Origin of the sequence: Streptomyces scabiei 87.22, assembly GCF_000091305.1 — a bacterium.
GTDB classification, from domain to species: Bacteria; Actinomycetota; Actinomycetes; order Streptomycetales; family Streptomycetaceae; genus Streptomyces; species Streptomyces scabiei.
Genome location: NC_013929.1, coordinates 4,025,508 through 4,049,606, shown reverse-complemented (window position 1 = coordinate 4,049,606; position 24,099 = coordinate 4,025,508). Strand labels below are relative to the sequence as shown.

Sequence of the window (24,099 nt, the reverse complement as noted above, 5' to 3'; positions counted from 1 at the left end):
CCGCCGCTCCCGTCTTCGCTCAGCACAGCGTCACCGCCTGTCCGGCCGCCCCGTGCGCGCCCTCGGCCTCCGCCCACGCCGTCAGCGGGGTGAAGCCGTGGTGCCCGCACTCGCCGAAGACCGTCACGGGCAGCCCGCCGGAGAGGGACAGCAGACGCCACAGACCGGGGCGGGAGCGGGCGGAGGAGGTGAGCGGGAGGGCGAGATCGCCGTCGGCGTCGGCCAGTTGCCAGCAGTCGCCGTCCGGGACGGGGACCACACGACCGAGGGTGACCGGGAAGGAGTCCAGCCAGGGATCGTCCCGCAGGGCCGCGCCGTAACGGGCCGCCGCCTCGGACGGAGTGATCCCCGGGGGGCGTGCGGCGGAGGGTTCGGGCGCGGTGAAGCGCTCGCCCAGGGCCGCCCGCAGCTGACCCGTACCCGGGTACGCCGACACCTCGGCCTCGAAGGCCAGCCCGACCGGCAGCGACAGCTCGGGCGCGCGGCCGGCGGCCCCGTAGGAGAGCAGCAGCGCCGTACGGCCCGACCCGAGGCCGTGCAACCAGATGCGACGGGTGGTCAGGGAGGAGTGGGCGTCGGACGTGTCGTACTGCGCGAGGGCGAGCCAGCGGTCGTGGACCGGTGGGCCGTCCGGCGAGCCGGTCAGACCGATCCGGGAGCCGACCGTGGCCGCGAGACCCTTCGGCAGAGCATCGCGGCGCAGCCAGCCCTGGTCGAGAAGATGCAGCAGGGCGCACTCCTCCAGCAGACGGGCCGGCCAGCCGGGGCCGGAGCCCGGTATGGCCCCCAACTCCCGGACGCGTGCCGCCAGTCCCGGAGCCTGGGCGTCGACCATGCGGGCCGCCGTCTCCTCCCACAGCCCGTACCCCGCCTGTTCCGCGGCGGCCAGGCCGCCGCGGAACAGGTCGGTCAGTCGCTGTTCGAGTTCCGTCGCGCCCGCGGTGACGCGGTCGGCGCGCCGCTCGGCTCGGCGGCGCGCCGCCTCGGGGTCAGCGGACGTGGCCCCAGATGCCGCGCCCGTCCTCGTCGTCCTCGCCGCTGCGCGCGTACGGCGGCCGGACAGCCACTGCTGCGCCCAGTCCGGCGCCTGTCCGGACGGGACCGCGGCGGCGTCGCCCGCCCAGAGCAGGAGCAGCCCCAGCGCATGCTTGCACGGGAACTTCCTGCTCGGACAACCGCACTTGTACGCGGGCCCCGCGGAGTCCGCCACGTCGATGATCGTCTGATACGGCTTGCTGCCACTTCCTTTGCACAGTCCCCACACCGTCCCCTCGTCCGAACTGCCAGTACCCGACCACGGCCCTGCCGCGGCGAGTTTGCTTCCGGCTTTGCGCGACGCTGCGTCAGGTGCCAATGCCAGCACCTGCTCAGCCGTCCAGCGCACCCCCTGCTGAGTCATGTTCCGAAGGTAGATCCCACCACTGACAATTGGCTTGCGCGATCCAATTTCCGCAGGTCAGACTGGATTGTCAGTGGCGTGGTGCAGTGTGGTCAGCAGATCCGAACCGGCCGAGCTGGAGGGGGACTCAGCCATGCCTGCGTCCGTTGGAACGACCACTGTCGACCCGAGCCGCAACCAGTCCGCGCCCGCGAACACGCGCACGGGCGGTGAGGTGCTGCGGGCGCACGCCGAGCACGCCTTCGCCGAGGAACTGACCGCGCTGGCCGCCCACGACGACCGGCCCCGGCCGGCCCGCTGGAAGCTCTCACCGTGGGCCGTCGCCACCTATCTGCTCGGCGGGACGCTCCCCGACGGCACGGTGATCACACCGAAGTACGTCGGGCCCCGCCGCATCGTCGAGGTCGCGGTCACCACGCTCGCCACCGACCGCGCCCTGCTCCTGCTCGGCGTGCCCGGTACGGCCAAGACCTGGGTTTCCGAACACCTGGCGGCGGCCGTCAGCGGCGACTCCACGCTGCTCGTGCAGGGCACGGCCGGCACCCCGGAGGAGGCGATCCGGTACGGCTGGAACTACGCGCAGCTGCTCGCCCACGGCCCGAGCCGCGACGCCCTCGTGCCCAGCCCCGTCATGCGGGCCATGGCGGAGGGGATGACGGCCCGCGTCGAGGAGCTGACCCGCATCCCGGCCGACGTCCAGGACACGCTGATCACGATCCTTTCCGAGAAGACGCTGCCGATACCGGAGCTGGGGCAGGAGGTGCAGGCCGTCCGGGGTTTCAACCTCATCGCCACGGCCAACGACCGCGACCGCGGGGTGAACGACCTGTCGAGCGCGCTGCGCCGCCGTTTCAACACCGTGGTGCTGCCGCTGCCGGAGAGCGCCGACGCCGAGGTCGACATCGTCTCGCGCCGCGTCGACCAGATCGGCCGCTCCCTGGACCTGCCGGCCGTGCCCGACGGCGTCGACGAGATCCGCCGCGTCGTCACGGTCTTCCGCGAGCTGCGCGCCGGCATCACGACGGACGGCCGGACGAAGCTGAAGTCGCCCAGCGGCACGCTGTCCACCGCCGAGGCGATCTCCGTCGTCACCGGCGGCCTCGCCCTCGCCGCCCACTTCGGCGACGGCGTCCTGCGCGCCTCCGACGTGGCCGCCGGTATCCTCGGCGCCGTCGTCCGTGACCCGGCCGCCGACCGCGTCGTCTGGCAGGAGTACCTGGAGGCGGTCGTCCGCGAGCGCGACGGCTGGACCGACTTCTACCGCGCGTGCCGCGAGGTGAGCGCGTGACGGGACAGGGGGACGTGACGGCCCGGGGAGCGGGCGGGGTGCGGGGGGCCGGGCCGCTGTTGCTCGGCGTGCGGCATCACGGGCCGGGGTCGGCACGGGCCGTGCGGGCGGCGCTGGAGGCGGCTCGGCCCGAGGTCGTGCTGATCGAGGGGCCGCCGGAGGCGGATGCGCTCGTTCCGCTCGCCGCCGACGAGGACATGCGGCCCCCGGTCGCGCTCCTCGCCCACGCCGTCGACGAGCCGGGCCGCTCCTCCTTCTGGCCCTTCGCCGAGTTCTCCCCGGAGTGGGTCGCCCTGCGCTGGGCGCTGGCCCACGGGGTCCCGGCCCGCTTCATCGACCTGCCGGCCGCACACACGCTGGCCTGGGAGAGAGGGGAACCGGAGGCCGCCGAGCCGGACGGGCCGCCCGCCGAGCCGGCCGAGGCTCTCCGGGGGGATCCGCTCGCCGCACTCGCCGAAGCCGCCGGGTACGACGACGCCGAGCGCTGGTGGGAGGACGTCGTCGAGCACCGGGGGACGGGCGGGGACGTGTTCGCCCCGTTCGCCGTGCTGGAGGAGGCCATGGGGGCGCTGCGGGAGGTGTACGGCAGCGCGGGGCGCGACCGTGATCCGGTGCGTGAGGCGTACATGCGCCTGCAACTGCGCGCCGCGCGGAAGGAGTTCGGGGACGACGGGGTGGCCGTGGTGTGCGGTGCCTGGCACGTGCCCGCGCTGCGGGAGAAGCGGACCGTGGCCGCCGACCGGGCGTCCTTGAAGGCGCTGCCCAGGGTCAAGGCCGACATGACCTGGGTGCCGTGGACGAACCGGCGACTGGCCCGCGCCGGCGGCTACGGGGCGGGAATCGACTCCCCCGGCTGGTACGGGCATCTGTTCGCAGCACCCGACCGCCCCGTGGAGCGATGGCTCACCAGGGTGGCGGGGCTGCTGCGCGCCGAGGACCGGATCGTGTCCTCCGCGCACGTGATCGAGGCGGTACGGCTGGCCGAGACGCTCGCCGCGATGCGCGGCCGCCCGCTGCCGGGCCTCACGGAGACCACCGACGCCGTACGGGCGGTGATGTGCGACGGATCGGACGTACCGCTGTCGCTGGTGGCGGACCGGCTGGTGGTCGGCGACGTCCTCGGGGAGGTGCCCGACACGGCGCCGGCGGTGCCGTTGCAGCGGGACCTCACCCGGCTCCAGCGCGGGCTGCGGCTCAAGCCGGAGGCGCTGGAGCGGGAGGTGGAGCTCGACCTTCGCAAGGAGAACGACGCCGAGCGCAGCCGTCTGCTGCACCGGCTGCGGCTGCTCGGCGTCGAGTGGGGTGAGCCGACGGCCTCGCGCGGCAGTACGGGCACGTTCCGGGAGACCTGGCGGCTGCGCTGGGAGCCCGAGCTGTCCGTGCGCGTCGCCGAGGCCGGAGTCTGGGGGACCACCGTGCTCGCGGCGACGACCGCCAAGGCCGAGGCGGACGCCGTCGCGGCCGGGTCGCTCGCCGACATCACCGGCCTCGCCGAGCGCTGTCTCCTCGCCCGACTCCCCGACGCACTGCCCGTCGTGATGCGCGTGCTCGCCGACCGCGCCGCCCTCGACGCCGACGTCGGCCGGCTCGCCCAGGCGCTCCCGGCCCTCGTCCGCTCCCTGCGTTACGGCGACGTCCGCGCCACCGACACCCGGGCGCTGGCCGAGGTCGCCGCCGGGCTCGCCGAGCGGGTCTTCGTCGGTCTGCCGCCCGCGTGCGCCGCGCTCGACACCGAGGCGGCACAGGAGATGCGCCGTCATGTCGACGCCGTGCACGGGGCGGTGGGCCTGCTCGGCGAAGCCGCGGCGGACCGCGTGGCGGACGACGCAAACACGAGCGCGACCGGGATACGGGGCCGCTGGCACGCGGTGCTCCGCGTCCTCTCCGGACGGGACACGGTGCCGGGTGCGATCCGCGGACGCGCCGTACGACTGCTGCTGGACGACGGAGAGTTGGCGCAGGACGAGGCGGCGCGGCTCATGGGGCTGGTGCTGTCTCCGGGGACGGCCCCGGCGGACGCGGCGGCGTGGATCGAGGGCTTCGTCGGCGGCGGCTCCGGCGGCGGAATGCTGCTCGTGCACGACGAACGGCTCCTCGCCCTGGTGGACGCCTGGCTCACCGGGGTTCCGGCGGACGCGTTCACGGACGTACTGCCGTTGCTGCGGCGGACGTTCTCGGCGTACGAGCCGGGGGTGCGCCGCACGCTCGGCGAGCGGGTGCGGCGCGGGCCGGGGCGGCGGGCGAGCGCGGCGGCCGGCGGCGGCACACCCGGCTTCGCCGACGACCTCGACAGCGGCCGGGCGGACGCGGTGCTGCCGGTGCTGCGGCTGCTGCTCGGGCTCGACGGTGACGACGACGGCCGGGCGAACACGGATGACGACCTGGTGGGGGTGGCGGGATGACGACAGAACGACTGCGCGAGCCCGGGCGGGGCGACGGCACGGCGGACGGCGCGAGGGACACCGGAGACGGGAACGGGCGGGGACCCGGAGCACGTCCGGGCAGGCGCCCGGCGACCGTGACGGTGATGCCGCTCTGGGCCCGGCCCGGGGCGGGGGCGCGCGGATGACGACCGGGGCGCGGACACCGGCGGAGGCACGGGCGGAGGAACAGACGGAGAACCGGGCGGAAGCAAGGCCGGACGACCAGGCATCGGTGGACGCGGCCGACGAACGGCTGCGGCGCTGGCGGCTCGTGCTCGGCGGGGAGGCGGCGGACGGCACCGGGCACGCGCTCGGCGGGCGGGACGCGGCGATGGACCAGGCGCTGGCCGCGCTGTACGGGAAGGGGGACAAGTCGCGCGCGGGGCAGAACCGTTCGGCGGGGCTCGGGGCGTCGGCGCCGTCCGTGGCGCGGTGGCTGGGGGACATCCGGACGTACTTCCCCTCCTCGGTCGTCCAGGTCATGCAGCGGGACGCCATCGAACGGCTGGGTCTGTCCGCGCTGCTGCTGGAGCCGGAGATGCTGGAGGCGGTGGAGGCGGACGTCCACCTCGTCGGCACCCTGCTCTCCCTCAACAAGGCCATGCCCGAGACGACCAGGGAGACCGCGCGGGCCGTCGTACGGAAGGTCGTCGAGGACCTGGAGAAGCGGCTCGCGACCCGGACCCGGGCCACGCTCACCGGCGCCCTCGACCGCAGTGCCCGCGTCAACCGGCCGCGTCACCGGGACATCGACTGGAACCGCACGATCGCGGCCAACCTCAAGAACTACCTGCCGGAGCACCGGACGGTCGTGCCCGAGCGGCTCATCGGCTACGGGCGGGCCTCGCGGTCGGTGAAGAAGGAGGTCGTCCTCTGCATCGACCAGTCCGGGTCGATGGCGGCCTCGGTCGTCTACGCGTCGGTGTTCGGGGCGGTGCTGGCCTCCATGCGGTCCCTCAGCACCCGGCTCGTCGTCTTCGACACGGCGGTCGTCGACCTCACCGACCAGCTCGACGATCCGGTCGACGTCCTGTTCGGCACCCAGCTCGGCGGTGGCACGGACATCAACAGGGCACTGGCGTACTGCCAGTCGCGGATCACCCGGCCCGCGGACACCGTGGTCGTGCTCATCAGCGACCTCTACGAGGGCGGGATACGCGACGAGATGCTGAAGCGGGTGGCGGCGATGAAGGCGTCGGGGGTGCAGTTCGTGACCCTGCTCGCCCTCTCCGACGAGGGAGCGCCGGCCTACGACCGCGACCACGCGGCGTCCCTCGCGGCGCTCGGGGCACCCGCGTTCGCCTGCACACCCGACCTGTTCCCGGAGGTGATGGCGGCGGCGATCGAGAAGCGGCCGCTGCCGATCCCGGACCGTGCGTGAGGGGGACCGCGGACGGGCGACCGGACGGAGACGGCGGGCCGCGACCGACGCGGTAGTCGGTAACCGGACAAGAGAGGTTGAAAAGCGGACATGGCCCTGCGTCGGTGACAGGGGGCTTGCGCGACGGCGGGAGTCCCGTGCGAGGATCGGCGGCGCTTCACAGCCTTCACACGGGCGTTCGCATCTCATGCGCTTTCACCCCGTACTCCGCCGTTCCGCCGCACGGGAGGGTCCTCCCCGTCTTGACCGCAGCAGCCCCGCTCCCCGGTGCCGGTGCCGTCCTGCGCGTGACGCGCGGGGCCGCCGGTCGTCGTGCGGTGCGGGTGGGGCTGCTGGTGGGCGGGCTGTTCGCGCTGGGCGTCCTGTGCGGCGCGCGGGCGAGCGCGGCGGACGAGGGGACGTCGGCCGTGTCCTCCCTGTCCTCCCTGTCGGCCGCCGTCACTCCTGCCGCCACTGATCGCGTCGTCAGGCCGGTCGCCGAGTCGGCTGCACCGCGGGTGCACGAGCGGGGCGCTCCCGGGACCGAGCGAATATCTCCCAAGACCGAGCGGACCGTTCCCGGCACCGAGCGGCCCGGTCTGCCGGCCGTGCGGGCCCCTCGACAGGCCACCCTGATCGCCCGGACCACCCGTCCGCTCGTCGATGACGTCACCCGGCGGGTGACCGGTCCGGGACTGAAGCCGGTGACCGAGCAGGTCGTACCGCCGGTCGTCCCTCCCGTGTTACGGCCCGTCACCGCGAGCGTGCCGGTGCCGGCGGGTGACCTCGTCGAGACGGTCGCCGGCGGGACGGCCGGGGTGGTGCGGCAGCTTCCCCCGGTGGGCGGCATGCCGTCGCTGCCCGAGGTGCCGGGGCTTCCGGAGCCGTCCGGGCGGACGACGATGCCCGCGGAGGCTCCGCCTGCGGCGGTGACGCCGCGGGAGCCGGACCGGGTGGTGGCCGGCAGTCGCGGACCGGCCGTCGACGATGACGGCGGGAGCGCTGGCGAACGGGCTCCCGTTGCCCACTCCGTCGCGTCCGGGCCGAAGGCCGTGGTCGGCGGCGCGGCGGTGGTGTCGGCTCCTCCCCGTGACGCCGGTTCCGGTGCCGGAGTCGGCACCGGTGATGCTTCCGTCGTGCGGGTGTCCGCGCAGCGGAGTCCCGGCGGTCCGGTGACCGGTGTCCTCGGCGGACGCTCTGGCGTCGACAGCGGCGGGCCCCGGCACGTGGAGGCGTCGACCCTCGCGTCGCTCGACCGGGCGCCGCTGAGCGTCGTGCCCGGCGCTCCCGTGACCGATGCCCCGGACGGCGTCCGGGACCGGCACCGGGACGTCCCCGAGTTCCCCGGCTGACACCGGTCCCGGCTGGCGCCGGTCCTACCCTGCGCAGGACTGTCGTCCCTCCCTCTCGCCGAGCCCCGGCTCCACGAGTCCCGGAGGCCCGGACGACACCCTCTGCCACCGGAACCGCTTGACGGAACGAGGGCACCGGTCGCGGCCGACGCCTCCGCGGCGCGGCACCGGCTCCGGCCCGGACGCCCCCGCCCCGCCCCCGCCCCGTAGCACCGGCTTCGGGGCGGTCACAGACAGCCGACCCACGGCTCGCACCCGGACGGCCGAAAGCCGTCGGCTTGGTCCGGGCGGGAGTCGGGGACGGTGGCGGACGGTCTCCGATCGGGGAGGAGATCAACCGCCGGGGGCCCTTCGACACGAGCGAAGGGCCTCGTAGGGACCTCACCGGACGTACCCCCGTCCGGTGAGGTCCCGCATACGCGGCACGGGGTGCCAGTGAGCGCGGCATCATGTGACAGGTATCACCGCTCAGGTGTGACCCGCGATTTAGGGGCCTCCCGGAAGCAGCGATAACCTGCGAGACGGACATGCCGCGCGCTCGGACACCGTGTGCGCCTCCCTTGTGACTCACGGCGGACGTCACGTTGCCCTTCGCGGCACGCCCACGCATCCAACGAACCGCTAGCTCACTGATAGGGACGGACGCGCGTGGACCTGTTCGAGTACCAGGCGAGGGACCTCTTCGCCAAGCACGATGTACCGGTGCTGGCCGGTGAAGTCATCGACACGCCTGAGGCGGCTCGCGCAGCCACCGAGCGTCTGGGTGGCAAGTCCGTGGTCAAGGCCCAGGTGAAGGTCGGTGGCCGCGGCAAGGCCGGCGGCGTGAAGCTCGCGGCGACCGCCGACGAGGCGGTCGAGCACGCGACCAACATCCTCGGCATGGACATCAAGGGCCACACGGTCCACAAGGTGATGATCGCCGAGACGGCTCCGGAGATCGTCGAGGAGTACTACGTCTCGTACCTCCTCGACCGCACCAACCGCACCTTCCTCTCCATCGCCTCCGTCGAGGGCGGCATGGAGATCGAGGAGGTGGCGGCCACCCGCCCCGAGGCCGTCGCCAAGACGCCGATCGACGCCAACGAGGGTGTGACCCCCGAGAAGGCCCGCGAGATCGTCGAGGCCGCGAACTTCCCGGCCGAGGTCGCCGACAAGGTCGTCAACGTCCTGGTGACGCTGTGGAAGACCTTCATCGAGGAGGACGCCCTCCTCGTCGAGGTCAACCCGCTGGCGAAGGTCGCCTCCGGCGACGTCATCGCCCTCGACGGCAAGGTCTCCCTGGACGAGAACGCGGACTTCCGCCACCCCGACCACGAGGAGCTCGTCGACCACGCGGCCGCGAACCCCCTCGAGGCCGCGGCCAAGGAGAAGAACCTCAACTACGTCAAGCTCGACGGTGAGGTCGGCATCATCGGCAACGGCGCGGGTCTCGTCATGAGCACCCTGGACGTCGTCGCGTACGCCGGTGAGAACCACGGTGGCGTCAAGCCCGCCAACTTCCTCGACATCGGCGGTGGCGCCTCCGCCGCCGTCATGGCGAACGGCCTGGAGATCATCCTGGGCGACCCGGACGTCAAGTCCGTGTTCGTCAACGTCTTCGGTGGCATCACCGCCTGTGACGAGGTCGCCAACGGCATCGTCCAGGCCCTGCAGCTGCTCAAGGACAAGGGCGAGGAAGTCACCAAGCCCCTCGTCGTCCGTCTGGACGGCAACAACGCCGAGCTGGGTCGCAAGATCCTCTCCGACGCCAACCACCCGCTGGTCCAGCGCGTGGACACCATGGACGGCGCGGCCGACAAGGCCGCCGAGCTCGCGGCCGCGAAGTAAGGGACGAGGGACAGAACAGCCATGGCTATCTTCCTCAACAAGGAATCCAAGGTCATCGTCCAGGGCATGACCGGTGCCACGGGCATGAAGCACACCAAGCTCATGCTGGCCGACGGCACGAACATCGTCGGTGGCGTGAACCCCCGTAAGGCGGGCACGACCGTCGACGTCGACGGCACCGAGATCCCGGTCTTCGGCACCGTCGCCGAGGCGATCGAGAAGACGGGCGCCAACGTGTCCGTCCTCTTCGTGCCGCCGGCCTTCGCCAAGTCCGCCGTCGTCGAGGCCATCGACGCCGAGATCCCGCTCGCGGTCGTCATCACCGAGGGCATCGCGGTCCACGACTCGGCCGCGTTCTACGCGTACGCCGGGTCCAAGGGCAACAAGACCCGGATCATCGGCCCGAACTGCCCGGGTCTGATCACCCCCGGCCAGTCGAACGCCGGCATCATCCCCGGTGACATCACCAAGCCGGGCCGCATCGGTCTGGTCTCGAAGTCCGGCACGCTGACGTACCAGATGATGTACGAGCTCCGTGACATCGGCTTCTCCTCGGCCGTCGGCATCGGTGGCGACCCGGTCATCGGTACGACGCACATCGACGCGCTCGCCGCGTTCGAGGCCGACCCCGACACCGACCTCATCGTGATGATCGGTGAGATCGGTGGCGACGCGGAGGAGCGTGCCGCCGACTACATCAAGGCGAACGTGAAGAAGCCGGTCGTCGGTTACGTCGCCGGCTTCACCGCGCCCGAGGGCAAGACGATGGGCCACGCCGGCGCCATCGTCTCCGGCTCCTCCGGTACGGCCGCCGCGAAGAAGGAGGCCCTCGAGGCCGCCGGCGTCAAGGTGGGCAAGACGCCCACTGAGACGGCCAAGCTCGCGCGCGAGATCCTCGGCGGCTGACCTTCCGCTCGGCCCGGCCTTCGCGGGCCCGCACCCCTCTTCCGGGGGTGCGGGCCCGCAGGCGTTCGCGGGGGCGGCCGGCGCCGGGCGCGCGCCCCGGCTCGGAGCGGCTCCGGTTCAGTGGGCCTCCGGGTGCAGCCGTTCCGGTCCGGCGGCGCTGTCCGCCCGGAGCTTGGCCCGCAGCTTCTGCTCAGGGGCGGAGAGAGGGCCGGGGGCCGCTCGCGGCGGGACACCCTGCACCGGGACACCCGGGGGAACCGGGGCCTCGTAGTGGTCGGGGGCCGTGTACAGCGTGAGGGCGGTGGTGGTGAGGAGCAGCGTGGTGAAGGCGATGGCGGCGTGGATCCAGCGACGGGCACGCAGGTCGGCCCGGGCCCGGATCGCGGGAGGCCGGACGGGACCTGGACGGACGCCGGAGGGGAGTTCGGCCAGGAGACGGCCGAGGTCGTCGGCCGCCACCCGTTTCGGGAGCCGCTCCGTGACCCTCGCGCGGGCGTAGAGCAGCCGGCCCGCCGCGGCGGGTGTGCTCGACTCCGTCTCGGCGGCGGTGTCGGGCAGGTCGAGCCCGACGCCGTCGTAGAGGAGCAGGGTGCGGCGGTACGGGGGCGGCAGGTCGAGCAGCGCGCTCAGCAGGGCGCGGTCGGTGGGGTCGGCCGGCGGCGGTTCGAGATGCTGCCGGGAGCGGGGGCGCAGCCGGTGCCAGGGGGAGAGGGCGTACTCGTGGGCCGCCGCCCGCACCCAGCCCGCGGGGTCACGGTCCACGGCCACCTCCGGCCAGCGGTGCCAGGCGAGCTGGAAGGCGCGCTCCACCGCCTCGCGCGCGAGCCGCCGCTGCCCGGTGAGCAGATAGGTCTGCTGTACGAGGGCGGGGGCGCAGTACGCGTAGAGCGCGTCGAAGGCCTGGCCGGGTGTCAGGCGTGGTGGAGCCGGCGCCGGGAGGCCGGCGTCGGGAGGGGGGCCGTCCGCGCCGAGCGGCTGCTGCTGGTACCACTCGGTTCCGTCCCGGCCGGGCGGCCCGCCGGGCGTCCTGGTCCCGGGCCGGGTCACCGGATCGCCTCCCCCGGAAGCGACCTCCGTTGGACCGATCTGCGTACGAAAAAACACATAAGCACATATTGAGCGACACGTGCACAAATACCCCGTTACACCCGTAAAGCGCGTGTCGTTGGGAGCATGGCCGACGTGACACACGCGACCGATCCGAACGACCCGTCGGCACCACCCACGGCGTCCGGGGTACCCATGAGGCCCGTGGCCTCCGCCCCGTCCCTGTACGCGTCCTCGCCCCGGTCGCCGCTGTCGCCGCTGCTCAGGCGTGCGCGCCGACGGTCGTCCAGGCTCGTCGCCGGGGTGCTCGGCGGCGCGCTGGCGGCAGGGCTCGGCCTGGGGGCGTTCGTGGCCCTCGTGACCGTGCTGTGGATCAGTTCGCCGTACCCCGACAGCGGGCCCGGCGGGGCGCTGCACGTGGCGGCGGCGCTGTGGCTGCTCTCCCACGGCGTGGAGCTCGTCCGCACCGACACACTCTCCGGCGGCCCCGCGCCGGTCGGTCTCGTCCCCCTCCTCCTGCTCGCCCTGCCGGTGGTCCTGCTGCACCGATCGGCCCGCGACCACGCGGGCGACGGTTCCGGGGTGAGCGCCCGTGCGACGTGGGCCGGGCTGGTCGTCGGCTACACGACCGTCGGCGCGGTGGTCACCCTCTACGCCTCGGGCGGGGTGCTGCGGCCGTCGTGGTGGTGGGCCGCGCTGTGCGTACCGCTGCTCGCGGCGCTCGCGGCGGGCACGGGGGTGTGGGCGGCGCGCGGGTGCCCCCGGCCGCCGCTGCCCGCGCTCCTCGGCGGCGCCCCCGGGACGGCGGACCGGCGGCAGGTCGCGGCGGCCGCCTCACGTGCCGCCGGGGCGGGCGTGCTCGTGCTCGGCGGCGGTGGCGCGCTGCTGGTGGCCGTCTCCCTGGTGTGGCACGGCGGTGCGGCCCGTGACTCCTTCCTCCAGCTCACCGAAGGGCTGTCCGGGCGGTTCGCCGTGCTGCTGCTCTGCCTCGCCCTCGTCCCGAACGCGGCGCTGTGGGCGGCGGCCTATGCCCTCGGTCCCGGCTTCCTGCTGGGCGCCGGGCACCCCACCAACCCCCTGGAAGCCGCCGCTCCGGCCGCTCTCCTGCCCCCGTTCCCGCTGCTCGCGGCCGTCCCGGCGGGCGGGGGCACGCCGGTGTACTGGGCGGTGGGGGCGGTGCCGCTCGCCGCGGGGGTGACGGTCGGCTGGTTCATCGCGGCGCGGGCCGCCGCCCGGCCGGCGCCCTGGTCCGCGGCGCGCACGGTCGTCGCGGCCTTCCTCGCGGCCCTTCTGTCCGCCGCGGCCTTCGCCCTCCTCACCCTCCTCGCGGGAGGGCGCCTCGGCGTCGCCGCGCTGACCGCGTTCGGACCGGTGTGGTGGCAGGCCGGCGGCGCGGCCGGGGCCTGGGTGGGCGCGGTGGGGATGCCGGTGGCGCTGGCCGCGCGGTGGTGGCGGATGCGTGCCCGCAGGAGAGCGGACGAGGCCGAGAGGGCCGCTCGGACGAAGCGGTCCGCGGTGCCGGTGGCCAGGGGCGCCGGGCAGGGCGGGACGCCGGGGGAGTCCCAGGGTGACGGGGCCGGAGGCCGTAAGCGGTCGCCGGCGTCCCGGGTGTTCCGGCGCCGGGCGAGGACCACCGCGACAGACGCGGTGGCCGGCGGCTCGTCGGGCGGGCTCCGGGCGGCCGGGGTCCGCACCCGGCTCCCCGCATGGTTCCCGGGTGCGAAGGGCGCTGCGGCCGCGCCCGCGATCCCGGTCGGCTCCTCGCCCGCCACCGTCGGCGCCGTCGGCCCCCACATCCCCGAGGCGGTCGCCCTCTCCGGGGCCGACGGCATCGCCGCGGACGCCGCCGAGGCCGCTCCGGGCCAGGTGATCGACACCATCGGCGACCTCGGGCAGGCTCCGTACGACGCCCTCGACCCGTACGCCTACGAGTCCGCCGCCGTACGTTCACCCGTCTGGGACCCGGACGCCCGCGCCGCTCGCTGGGAGGCGCTGCGGGCGGCATTGCGCGAGGAACCCGCATCCGACCGGGACGACCCCGACCGTACTCCGCTTCCCGACCGCACCCCGCCTCCCGACCGCACCCCGCCTCCCGACCGCACCCCGCCTCCCGACCGGGAGGAACCCGCCTGACGGCAGCCGCTCGGCCGAGAGCGGCACGCTGTCACTGCGCGCCCAGCACCTCCCGCAGCGGCCCCTCCGGCAGGAGGTCCTTGCAGGCCTGGGCGGAGGTGGTGGTGAGGGAGTCGTTGACGCAGGTGTAGTAGTCCCGGTAGACGAACTGGGCCGTGAAGGTGACGGCGACGATGGCGAGGGCGATCGTGGAGGTCACCAGGCCGCTGATGGCCGCGGTCCGCTGCGGCCGGCCGCTCGGTTCGGGGGTCGCCGGCCGGTCCGGGTCGGGGGCGGCCGGCTTGGCGCGCAGGGCGCTGACGGCCCAGTACACGGCCAGGGAGCCGAGCAGCAGGGCGACGTAGGGCCAGGCGAAGAGGGCGAAGAAGAAGGCCCACATACCGCAGAGCAGCGAGTACCGCGCGCGTCGCTGGGAGGGGTCCGTCGGGTCCCAGCGCAGTCCGCCGCCCGGACCGCCCTCGGGGCCCTGCCCGGGCCCGCCCTGGCCGCCGGGGCGCTGTCCGAAGGGTCCGCCGGAGGAGCGGCCGGGCTGCCGGTCGCTCCACTGACTGCCCCACGGCGAGTGACCGCCGCCGCGTCCCGTGCCGTCGTCGGTGTCGCGGCCGTCCGGCCGGCGCGGCTGCCACGGCCGGTCGGGCGTGCCCTCGGGCGGCGGGGCGAACGGGTTGTCGTCCGAAGCGCCTGCGCCCTGGCCCCGCCCGGGCTGCCCGGACTGCTCGTCGGTGTCCTCGCTCTCGCGCGGAGGCGTGGGCGAGGAACTCCGCTCGCGCAGCAGGAGCGAAGAAAGGCGGAAACTGCGGTCCGGCATCAGGAGTGCGTCTTCCCCTTGGTGAGTACGGCGTGACATCGGTGGTGTGCCCGGTGGTGCCCGGCGGGGGCACGGTGCACGGGGTGGTGGACTCGGAGCCGCTGTCCGGCGGTGGGCCGCCGGCCCCGGCGGTGAGTCCGGTCGTGATCCCGGGGGTGCCCGGTCGTGGTACCTGTCCTGTTCCAGTGGTGATCTCGGCGGTGAAATCTACTGGTAGCGCATGAGCTGTCACTCCTTGAACGCTCCGCACACCGACCGCGTTCCCGAGCCCACTCCCGGCAGACGCTACCTCCCGGCCACGCCCCCGTCCCACGGGGGCCGTCCGGAGTGCCGGTATCGTTGCTGGCGGTCGGCCGCTTCGTAGACTTCCCCGTATCGGGGGGCCCGAAGCATTCGTACGAAGGTACAAGTGCTCGATCGGCAGACCTGAACGTTCCCGCAGAACCCGTAGAACCCCCGTAGAAAGGGCCCCACCGTGGCCGCCAAGCCCGTGGCCAAGCGCCTCGTCGTGCTGGTCTCCGGATCCGGCACCAACCTCCAGGCGCTGCTGGACGCCATCGCCACGGCCGGCGTCGAGGCCTACGGCGCCGAGATCGTGGCCGTCGGAGCCGACCGCGGAGCCATCGAGGGCCTCGCCCGTGCCGAGCGCGCCGGGCTGCCGACCTTCGTGTGCCGGGTCAAGGACCACGCGACGCGCGACGAGTGGGACGCGGCACTCGCCGACGCCGTCGCCGCGTACGAGCCGGACCTCGTCGTCTCCGCCGGGTTCATGAAGATCGTGGGGAAGCGGTTCCTGGCGCGCTTCGGTGGGCGTTTCGTCAACACCCACCCGGCGCTCCTCCCCAGTTTCCCGGGGGCCCACGGGGTGCGGGACGCGCTCGCGTACGGCGCCCGGGTCACCGGCTGCACCGTCCACTTCGTCGACGACGGCGTCGACACCGGGCCGATCATCGCGCAGGGCGTGGTGGAGGTCCGGGACGAGGACGACGAGAGCGCTCTGCACGAGCGCATCAAGGAAGTCGAGCGAAGGCTGCTCGTCGATGTCGTGGGGCGGCTCGCCCGCAACGGCTATCGCATTGAGGGACGAAAGGTAGTTATCCAGTGACCGCCGACAGCAACAAGCGGCCCCTTCGCCGGGCGCTCGTCAGCGTCTACGACAAGACCGGGCTGGAGGAGCTGGCCCGCGGGCTGCACGAGGCCGGTGTCGCGCTCGTCTCCACCGGCTCCACGGCCGCGAAGATCGCCGCCGCGGGCGTCCCCGTCACCAAGGTCGAGGAGCTGACCGGCTTCCCCGAGTGCCTGGACGGCCGGGTCAAGACCCTCCACCCCAAGGTGCACGCGGGCATCCTCGCCGACCTGCGCCTGGAGGACCACCGGAACCAGCTCGCCGAGCTGGGCGTCGAGCCGTTCGACCTCGTCGTCGTCAACCTCTACCCGTTCCGGGAGACCGTCGCCTCCGGCGCCACCCCCGACGAGTGCGTCGAGCAGATCGACATCGGCGGCCCCTCCATGGTCCGCGCCGCCGCCAAGAACCACCCCTCCGTCGCGGTCGTCACCAGCCCCGCCCGGTACGCCGACGTCCTCGCGGCCGTCCAGCACGGCGGTTTCGACCTCGCCACCCGCAAGCGGCTCGCGGCCGAGGCGTTCCAGCACACGGCCGCGTACGACGTCGCCGTGGCCTCCTGGTTCGCGTCCTCGTACGCGCCGGCGGACGACTCGCAGTTCCCCGACTTCCTCGGGGCCACCTGGGAGCGGGCGCACACCCTGCGCTACGGCGAGAACCCGCACCAGCCGGCCGCGCTGTACGTCTCCGGCACCGGCGGTCTCGCCGAGGCCGAGCAGCTGCACGGCAAGGAGATGTCGTACAACAACTACACGGACACGGACGCCGCGCGCCGTGCCGCGTACGACCACGACGCGCCGGCCGTCGCGATCATCAAGCACGCGAACCCCTGCGGGATCGCGGTCGGCACGGATGTCGCCGAGGCGCACCGCAAGGCGCACGCCTGTGACCCGCTGTCGGCGTTCGGCGGCGTGATCGCGGTCAACCGGCCGGTCTCCAAGGAGATGGCCGAGCAGGTCGCCGAGATCTTCACCGAGGTGATCGTCGCGCCCGACTACGAGGACGGCGCGCTGGAGGCCCTCGCGAAGAAGAAGAACATCCGGGTGCTGAAGGCGCCGGGCGCGCCCGCCGCCCCGATCGAGCTCAAGCCCGTCGACGGCGGCGCGCTGCTGCAGGTGACCGACCGGCTCCAGGCCGACGGTGACGACCCCGCCCACTGGACCCTCGCCACCGGCGACGCCCTCTCCGCCGACGAGCTGGCCGAGCTGGCCTTCGCCTGGAGGGCCTGCCGTGCGGTGAAGTCCAACGCGATCCTGCTGGCCAAGGACGGCGCCTCGGTGGGTGTCGGAATGGGCCAGGTCAACCGCGTCGACTCCGCCAAGCTCGCGGTCGAGCGCGCCGGTGCCGAGCGCGCGCGGGGCGCGTACGCCGCCTCCGACGCGTTCTTCCCCTTCCCGGACGGGCTGGAGATCCTGACCGCGGCCGGCGTCAGGGCCGTGGTGCAGCCGGGCGGTTCGGTCCGTGACGAGCAGGTCGTCGAGGCCGCGCGGAAGGCCGGCGTGACGATGTACTTCACGGGGACGCGGCACTTCTTCCACTGAGCCGCTCCGCGAGTCCTGGAAAGCAGGACGCAGGACGTACGACGAAGGGTCCGCCGGGCACACCGACGGACCCTTCGCCGTGTCCGGCCGGGGCGGGAGCATGCGGAATGGCCGATATCCCGGTGCAGAGGCGCGCGTTCCGCTGCGAGGCTCGGGGGGTCCGTTCCATCGACAGGGACTCAGGGGGTCGGTCATGCGCAACAGATCGGGTCGGTCACGCCGGGCGGCGGCCGTCGGGGCGGTGCTCGCCGTCGCACTCGGCACGGGAACGAGCGGCACGGCGGCCGCGAGCGCCACCGGGGACGAGGCGGTCGTGTCCTGTCTCCGCGGGTACGTGTGCCTTCAGCCGCTGCTCGGTTCCCAGCCGTTCATGGTGCGAGAGGGGGACCGGGCCGCGTACAGTCCCGCCCTGCGGGTCACCGCGGTCGTCAACGCCACGAACACGCCGTACTGCATCGCCGGGAGCCTGAACTATCCGCTCGGGCCCGGCCAGACGCGGACCTACGACCACTCGGTGAGCCTGGTGTCGCCGGCGGGCGGCGGCTTCTGCGCGCTGTGACACCGAGGCGTGGAGCACCGGGAGACCACACACCGAGGGCCGTACCCCTGCTGCGGGGTACGGCCCTTCGCGTTGCCCGGCGGCTCAGTAGCGCGGGCGGTTGAACCACGCCTTGCCGTTGGCGTTGCCGACGAAGACGGCGATCAGGATGCCCAGCACCACGTGGACCAGGCCGATCAGCACGAACGGGAAGACGCCGAGGATCGCGGTGATGATGCCGAAGACCAGGGTGGCCACGCGTACACCGTTGCCGCCGGACTTGAACTTCACGGCCATCATGATCGCGTAGCCGAGCCAGGCCGCCGCGAAGATGGCGATCGCCACCATCTGACCGGTGGGAATGTTGCCGAGCGCCTCGGCGAGGGCCGGGTCCTCGGCGCTGTCGCTCGCCGCGGACACCACGGTCGCGGCGATGGCGTAGAGCAGGACGCCGACCACCTGCAGGCCGACGATCACCCACAGCATGATGCGGGCCGCGTTCACGCTGCTGGGCATGGTCTCGGGTGCGTTCGGGTAGCCGCCGTACCCCTGGGAGACCGGCGGGGCGGCCGGGTAGCCGTACCCCGGCTGCTGGGGCGGGGTCTGCTGCGGGTAGCCGTACCCCGGGGCGGGCGGCTGCTGCTGGGGCTGTCCGTACGGGTTGTTCGGGTCGCCGAAGCTCATGCGGGGTTTCCTCCGTTGCCTGGTGCGGGGACGCGCGGCACGGTTCGGAGGAATGCCCTGGATCTTTTGAAATGGTCACGCCCCCCGGCAGTGCCCGCGGCACTGTGTCCCAATCGTTTTATATGCCCGCCCGGATGTCCAGCGAGATGCGGCGGGTGTTGTGCAAGTGCAACACATCCGATCTTGGCGAAAGGGGCCGGCGGGCGTCCGCAGGGCGACCGGATTGGAACCCGGCGCCCGTCATCCGCGAAGATTGGGGCCATGAGCGCCCAGATTCTCGATGGCAAGGCCACCGCAGCCGCGATCAAGTCCGATCTGACCGCCCGCGTGGCGGTGCTGAAGGAGAAGGGCGTCACGCCCGGACTCGGCACGATCCTGGTCGGCGAAGACCCCGGCAGCCAGAAGTACGTCGCCGGCAAGCACCGCGACTGCGCGCAGGTCGGCATCGCGTCCATCCAGCGTGAACTGCCCGCGACCGCCACCCAGGAGGAGATCGAGGCGGTGGTGCGGGAACTCAACGAGGATCCCGCCTGCACCGGTTACATCGTCCAGCTCCCGCTGCCCAAGGGCATCGACGAGAACCGCATCCTGGAACTGATGGACCCCGACAAGGACGCGGACGGTCTGCACCCGATGAACCTCGGGCGCCTCGTGCTGAACGAGCCCGCGCCGCTGCCCTGCACCCCGAACGGCGTGCTCACCCTCCTCCGTCAGTACGGCGTCGAGATCAAGGGCGCCGAGGTCGTGGTCGTCGGGCGCGGGGTGACGATCGGGCGTCCGATGCCGCTGCTGCTCACCCGGCGCAGCGAGAACGCCACGGTGACCCAGTGCCACACCGGTACGCGTGACCTGGCCGCGCACCTGAGGAAGGCCGACATCATCGTCGCGGCGGCCGGCTCCGCCCACCTGATCCGGCCGGAGGACGTGAAGCCGGGCGCCGCCGTCCTCGACGTCGGCGTCTCCCGCTCCGCCGAGGGCAAGATCGTCGGCGATGTCCACCCCGGTGTCGCGGAGGTCGCCGGCTGGATCTCCCCGAACCCCGGCGGCGTCGGCCCGATGACCCGTGCACAGCTGCTCGTCAACGTGGTCGAGGCGGCGGAGCGCAGTGTCGGCTGACGGCGGGGCCGAGGGCGTTTCCGGGGAGCGGCGGGGGGCGGGGGCGTCCGGCGGGACCGAGGAGTCGTTGAGCCCGGCGCGGACCGACGCTTCCCTGGCCTCGGGACCGGCAGGGACGGCGAAGGCCGCGCGAGCGACGGAGGCGGCGGGGGCGGCGGAGACGGCGAACGGGCCGTCGGGTGAGGCCGAACGGCCTCGGGCAGCGGCCGACGGCGGGTCCGGGGAGACGGCGGACGGACCGAGGGCCGCGGGGCGGTCCGGGACGACGACAGACGGGGCTGCGGCGTCGGAGAGGGTGCACATGACGAAGACCGCGGAGACGACCGGGGCGGCAGGAACAGCCGAGGCGGCCGGTACGGCCGGGGCCGTGGATGAGATCGAGGTTCGTGATCACATCAGCGTGCCCGACGCCGAGGGCAGGCCCGTCCGCGGCACCCGGCGCTTTCCGATGTTCACCAGGGACACCGCACGGCCGGAGGGCGGTGGCCGGGCGGCGCCGCGCGAGGCGCCCGCGCCCGTGCGCCAGTGGCCGATCCTCGCCGTGCTGTCCACCGTGGCGCTCGGGCTGCTGCTCACCGCCCTGGACGTGTTCCGGGCTGGCACGATCCTGATCGGGGCCGCGCTGCTCGGCGGCGCGGTGCTGCGCTGGGCCGTCCGGGACGTCGGCATGCTCGCCGTCCGCTCCCGCTTCACGGACATGGCCACGTACATCTTCCTGGGCACCGCCATCGTGCTGCTCGCGCTGATGGCCCAGCCGAAGCCGCTGCTGGAGATCCCGTTCCTCAAGGACACCCTGCACTTCACGGTGGGCGACGAGGCGGGCTGAGACGCCGCCCGCCCCGGTGCGTACGACGGCGGTCCGTCCCCTCCCCCGAGCAAGGACGGACCGCCGTCGCGCTCCACATTCCCGCGTGGCGAACGCTTCGTTCAACACCTGTCAGCCCGCTGTGGCACGGAAGTGACCATTCCGCCAAGGTGTCCGCGCCCGGCGACGGTGACGGACCCGGAAGGAAGCGGAGACGCGGGGCGCGTTCACTGACGCACACGTTTAAGAATTCGGTACCAGAGCGTTCAGGAACAGGGGCGATGTGAGCATTTGAGGTGATCCGGGATGTCTCGTGTGCAGTCCTGTGATTCCGCCCGGAAATACGGGTGGCCGGTGGGACACTGGATCGCTGACGGTGCGGGGGCGCGCGCGGCGCGCGCTCCTGCCCGAAATGCTCCCGCGCGCCCCTTTCCTGGGAACTGACATCTCGACCGGGCGCATCCCAGTGGGTAGGCCAGAACGGGGCTCGTGGAGGGCCCCGGCCAGGTCCCGGACCAGGATTCAGCGAGGGCATCATGCGCGGCACGCGGGCAGCGGGCACGGGGGGAAAGTTCAGAGTCGTACGGAGATCCGTGCGGAGATCCGTACGGGGGGAAGAGGGGGGAAGAAATGCCTCGTTGGAGGGCCTTGCCCGATGAACTCGATCCACAGGTCAGGGAGTTCGCGGGTCAGCTGCGCCGGCTCGTCGACCGCGGTGGACTGAGCATCGCAGCGGTGGCCGACCGCACGGGCTACAGCAAGACGTCCTGGGAGCGCTATCTCAACGGAAGACTGCTCGCGCCGAAGGGCGCGATCGTCGCGCTGGCCGAGGTGACCGGAACGGATCCCGTCCACCTGGCCACCATGTGGGAGCTGGCCGAGCGGGCCTGGAGCCGCTCGGAGATGCGCCACGACATGACCATGGAGGCGATCCGCATCTCCCAGGCGCGTGCCGCCCTGGGCGAGACGGGTGGCCAGGCCATCGTCAAGGGCGGGGGCGGCGGCAGGGGAGGCCGGAGCGCGACCGCGACTCCGGGCGTGGCGGGCCCGGCGGGCGTCACGCCGTCGGTGCCGGTGCAGCCGCGTTCCTCGGCCGGCGACCGTGCCTCGCGCCCGCCCTACGGTGGGGGAGCGGCCTCCGCGGGCGCGTCGCGCATCAGTTGGGGTGCCACGCCCTCGACGTCGCCCTCGTCCCCGTCCTCGACGGCGTCCTCGCCTTCGCCCGCGAGCGCGTCGCGGGCCGGCGTGGCCGGGGGGCGGTCCTCGACGGCCTCCCCCGTCTCGGGGCCGGGTTCGGCCTCGGTGCCGTCGGCGTCACCGCTCCGCGGTGCGGGCGGTGCCGCGGTCGCCGGTGGGGCCTCGGCGCCGTCCGGTGTCTTCGGCCCACCGCCGGGCGGCGGCAGGCCCGACGCCGGCGATGCCCGGCCGAAGCGGCGCGTGCCCATGTTTATCGCGGGCGCCGTCGGAGGTCTCGTCCTGATCGCGGGGGCCTTCTACCTCATCAACGGTGGCGGGAAGGACCGGGCGGACGACAAGCCGCCCAGCTCCGCCTCGACCTCGGCCGGCACGAACCCCGACCTGCCGGCCGGCGTGAAGTGCAGCGGCAAGGACTGCGAGGGCAAGGACCCGGAGACCATGGGCTGCATCGGCGACCTCGTGCGGACCGCCGACGAGGCCACCGTGGGTACCGCGCGGGTCGAGGTCCGCTACAGCAAGACCTGCCAGGCCGCCTGGGCCCGCATCACCGGCGCGGCCCAGGGCGACGAGGTCCAGGTCGCGGCGGGCATGACCAGGCAGACCGCCGCCATCGAGGAGGCCGGCGACAACATCGCCTACACCCTGATGATCAACGTGGAGGACGCGGGCGACGCCACGGCCTGCGCGACGCTGGCGTCGGGCCAGAAGGGCTGCACGGGGTAGCGGGCAGCTGGACGGAGGAGCCGCGGCGAACCGGGCGGAGGGCCCGGTCGCCGCGGCCGACGGGGCGTGGTGGCCGAACGCAACACCCGGTCGCGAGTCGGCGGGGGCGCGGCGATCGGGCGAGGGATCGGTCGCGTGGTCTACGGGGTGTGGTGGCCGAACGCAGCACCCGGTCGCGAGTCGGCGGGGGCGCGGCGATCGGGCGAGGGCTCGGTCGCGTGGTCCACGGGGTGTGGTGGCCGAACGCAGCACCCGGTCGCGAGGCCGGCGGGGCGTGATCGCCGACCGGAGGGGTGCGTTGGTGAGGCGGGGGAACCTGTCCGCGCCCCCCGGCACCGGGCGGCTGAGCCGGGGTGGAGGGCGGCAGGATCTACCAGCCGCCGGGGGCATGACGCACCGTAGTCGTCTCTGCCCTGAAAGTAGTTTCGAGGTAAAGGGAATGCTCGCCGGACTCCGGGGCATGCGGACAGTACCCCCACGGGAGTCCGGTCCGTCCGGGAGAGGATCCCCCCATCCCTCCTGGCCCGGCGCCCCCACAAAGGCGGCCGTCTGGTCCCTCCCCCCGGACCGACGGCCGCCTTTTCATGCCACCCTCTCCGTGGTGCGGCAGCGCGGAAGGACTTGTGGGCTGGGCCACACGAACCCCGGCCGTCCGGGATCCCGGATGCGCGATAGCCTGACCACCGATCTCTCTTGACGCCAAGAGATCGATCATCTGTACGTCCCACCAGGGGCAGGGACGCCCCACCGCCAGCTGTCATACGGAGAACGCCATGACCCGCACTCCCGTGAACGTCACCGTCACCGGCGCGGCCGGCCAGATCGGTTACGCCCTGCTCTTCCGCATCGCCTCCGGCCAGCTGCTCGGCGCGGACGTGCCGGTCAAGCTCCGCCTGCTGGAGATCACCCCGGCGCTCAAGGCCGCCGAGGGCACCGCCATGGAGCTCGACGACTGCGCCTTCCCGCTCCTCCAGGGCATCGACATCACGGACGACCCGAACGTCGCCTTCGACGGCGCCAACGTGGGCCTGCTCGTGGGCGCCCGTCCCCGCACCAAGGGCATGGAGCGCGGCGACCTGCTGGAGGCCAACGGCGGCATCTTCAAGCCGCAGGGCAAGGCCATCAACGACAACGCCGCGGACGACATCAAGGTCCTCGTCGTCGGCAACCCGGCCAACACCAACGCCCTCATCGCCCAGGCCGCCGCGCCGGACGTCCCGGCGGAGCGCTTCACCGCGATGACCCGCCTGGACCACAACCGCGCGCTGACCCAGCTGTCGAAGAAGACCGGCGTCCCGGTCTCCGAGATCCAGCGGCTCACGATCTGGGGCAACCACTCGGCGACCCAGTACCCGGACATCTTCCACGCCACGGTCGCCGGCAAGAACGCCGCCGAGGTCGTGGGCGACGAGAAGTGGCTCGCCGAGGACTTCATCCCGACCGTCGCCAAGCGCGGCGCCGCGATCATCGAGGCCCGTGGCGCCTCGTCGGCCGCGTCCGCCGCCAACGCCGCCATCGACCACGTCCACACCTGGGTCAACGGCACCGCCGAGGGCGACTGGGCCTCCATGGGCATCCCGTCCGACGGTTCCTACGGTGTGGCCGAGGGCCTCATCTCCTCTTTCCCCGTCACCGTCAAGGACGGCACGTACGAGATCGTCCAGGGCCTGGAGATCAACGAGTTCTCCCGCACCCGTATCGACGCCTCGGTCCAGGAGCTGGCGGAGGAGCGCGAGGCGGTTCGCGCGCTCGGCCTCATCTGAGCCGACGCCTAATTCTGAGCCAACGCCTTATAGCGTGCCCTCGCAGGCCCTGTCCCGGTTTCGACC

The 24,099-nt window shown here is 73.4% G+C and carries 18 protein-coding genes; 14 read left to right on the top strand and 4 right to left on the bottom strand.

From position 1 onward, the window contains the following. Positions 1-19 precede the first annotated feature (19 nt). The gene (locus SCAB_RS16995) at positions 20-1,399 is read right to left on the bottom strand and encodes an SWIM zinc finger family protein (protein WP_037727178.1); all 1,380 of its coding nucleotides are present in this window, start codon (positions 1,397-1,399) and stop codon (positions 20-22) included. Positions 1,400-1,532: 133 nt separating this feature from the next. Between SCAB_RS16995 and SCAB_RS16990 the strand changes: the two genes are divergently transcribed. The 6 genes from SCAB_RS16990 (at position 1,533) to sucD (ending at position 10,555) form a co-directional block, all read left to right on the top strand. Next, positions 1,533-2,687, top strand: coding sequence for an ATP-binding protein (locus tag SCAB_RS16990; RefSeq protein ID WP_173402886.1), 1,155 nt, complete (start codon positions 1,533-1,535; stop codon positions 2,685-2,687). Next, positions 2,684-5,089: a DUF5682 family protein gene (locus SCAB_RS16985; protein ID WP_013001324.1), complete on the top strand. Its 2,406-nt coding sequence runs from the start codon at positions 2,684-2,686 to the stop codon at positions 5,087-5,089. The genes SCAB_RS16990 and SCAB_RS16985 overlap by 4 nt, the downstream gene beginning before the upstream one ends. Positions 5,090-5,252: 163 nt before the next feature. Beyond that, entirely contained in the window at positions 5,253-6,491 is a 1,239-nt protein-coding gene (locus SCAB_RS16980; RefSeq protein ID WP_231885053.1) for a vWA domain-containing protein, read from the top strand. Positions 6,492-6,733: 242 nt separating this feature from the next. After that, positions 6,734-7,822 carry a hypothetical protein gene (locus SCAB_RS47330; RefSeq protein WP_158512240.1) on the top strand — a complete coding sequence of 363 codons (1,089 nt, stop codon included), beginning with the start codon at positions 6,734-6,736 and terminating at the stop codon, positions 7,820-7,822. 648 nt (positions 7,823-8,470) lie between these two features. After that, positions 8,471-9,649: an ADP-forming succinate--CoA ligase subunit beta gene (gene sucC / locus SCAB_RS16970; RefSeq protein WP_013001321.1), complete on the top strand. Its 1,179-nt coding sequence runs from the start codon at positions 8,471-8,473 to the stop codon at positions 9,647-9,649. A gap of 21 nt (positions 9,650-9,670) precedes the next feature. After that, on the top strand, positions 9,671-10,555 hold the full coding sequence (gene sucD / locus SCAB_RS16965; protein WP_013001320.1) for a succinate--CoA ligase subunit alpha: 885 nt from the start codon (positions 9,671-9,673) through the stop codon (positions 10,553-10,555). A 117-nt stretch (positions 10,556-10,672) separates the two neighbouring features. Here sucD and SCAB_RS16960 read toward each other — a convergent pair whose 3' ends face one another. Beyond that, positions 10,673-11,602, bottom strand: a complete 930-nt coding sequence (locus SCAB_RS16960) for an RNA polymerase sigma factor (protein WP_037727188.1) — start codon at positions 11,600-11,602, stop codon at positions 10,673-10,675. 126 nt (positions 11,603-11,728) lie between these two features. On the opposite strand from SCAB_RS16960, the gene SCAB_RS16955 reads away from it, so the two are divergent. Continuing rightward, complete coding sequence (locus SCAB_RS16955) at positions 11,729-13,735, top strand: cell division protein PerM (protein WP_013001318.1); 2,007 nt, start codon at positions 11,729-11,731, stop codon at positions 13,733-13,735. A 31-nt stretch (positions 13,736-13,766) separates the two neighbouring features. Here the strand turns inward: SCAB_RS16955 and SCAB_RS16950 are convergent, their stop codons facing one another. Next, on the bottom strand, positions 13,767-14,543 hold the full coding sequence (locus SCAB_RS16950; RefSeq protein WP_013001317.1) for a membrane protein: 777 nt from the start codon (positions 14,541-14,543) through the stop codon (positions 13,767-13,769). A 475-nt stretch (positions 14,544-15,018) separates the two neighbouring features. Between SCAB_RS16950 and purN the strand changes: the two genes are divergently transcribed. The 3 genes from purN to SCAB_RS16935 all read left to right on the top strand — a co-directional run bounded on the left by purN (position 15,019) and on the right by SCAB_RS16935 (position 17,766). Then, a complete protein-coding gene (gene purN, locus SCAB_RS16945; RefSeq protein WP_013001316.1) occupies positions 15,019-15,648 on the top strand; it encodes a phosphoribosylglycinamide formyltransferase in 630 nt (209 codons plus the stop codon). Then, positions 15,645-17,207, top strand: a complete 1,563-nt coding sequence (purH, locus tag SCAB_RS16940) for a bifunctional phosphoribosylaminoimidazolecarboxamide formyltransferase/IMP cyclohydrolase (protein WP_013001315.1) — start codon at positions 15,645-15,647, stop codon at positions 17,205-17,207. The genes purN and purH overlap by 4 nt, the downstream gene beginning before the upstream one ends. Positions 17,208-17,400: 193 nt before the next feature. Then, positions 17,401-17,766, top strand: a complete 366-nt coding sequence (locus SCAB_RS16935; RefSeq protein WP_013001314.1) for a hypothetical protein — start codon at positions 17,401-17,403, stop codon at positions 17,764-17,766. Between the two features lie 84 nt (positions 17,767-17,850). Here SCAB_RS16935 and SCAB_RS16930 read toward each other — a convergent pair whose 3' ends face one another. After that, the gene (locus SCAB_RS16930; RefSeq protein ID WP_013001313.1) at positions 17,851-18,429 is read right to left on the bottom strand and encodes a hypothetical protein; all 579 of its coding nucleotides are present in this window, start codon (positions 18,427-18,429) and stop codon (positions 17,851-17,853) included. A 261-nt stretch (positions 18,430-18,690) separates the two neighbouring features. On the opposite strand from SCAB_RS16930, the gene SCAB_RS16925 reads away from it, so the two are divergent. The 4 genes from SCAB_RS16925 (at position 18,691) to SCAB_RS16910 (ending at position 24,033) form a co-directional block, all read left to right on the top strand. Further along, positions 18,691-19,545 carry a bifunctional methylenetetrahydrofolate dehydrogenase/methenyltetrahydrofolate cyclohydrolase gene (locus tag SCAB_RS16925; protein WP_013001312.1) on the top strand — a complete coding sequence of 285 codons (855 nt, stop codon included), beginning with the start codon at positions 18,691-18,693 and terminating at the stop codon, positions 19,543-19,545. A gap of 301 nt (positions 19,546-19,846) precedes the next feature. Beyond that, complete coding sequence (locus SCAB_RS16920; RefSeq protein ID WP_046774029.1) at positions 19,847-20,371, top strand: DUF3017 domain-containing protein; 525 nt, start codon at positions 19,847-19,849, stop codon at positions 20,369-20,371. A gap of 609 nt (positions 20,372-20,980) precedes the next feature. Beyond that, positions 20,981-22,270: a helix-turn-helix domain-containing protein gene (locus SCAB_RS16915; RefSeq protein ID WP_013001310.1), complete on the top strand. Its 1,290-nt coding sequence runs from the start codon at positions 20,981-20,983 to the stop codon at positions 22,268-22,270. A gap of 773 nt (positions 22,271-23,043) precedes the next feature. Then, the gene (locus tag SCAB_RS16910; protein WP_013001309.1) at positions 23,044-24,033 is read left to right on the top strand and encodes a malate dehydrogenase; all 990 of its coding nucleotides are present in this window, start codon (positions 23,044-23,046) and stop codon (positions 24,031-24,033) included. Positions 24,034-24,099 lie beyond the last annotated feature (66 nt).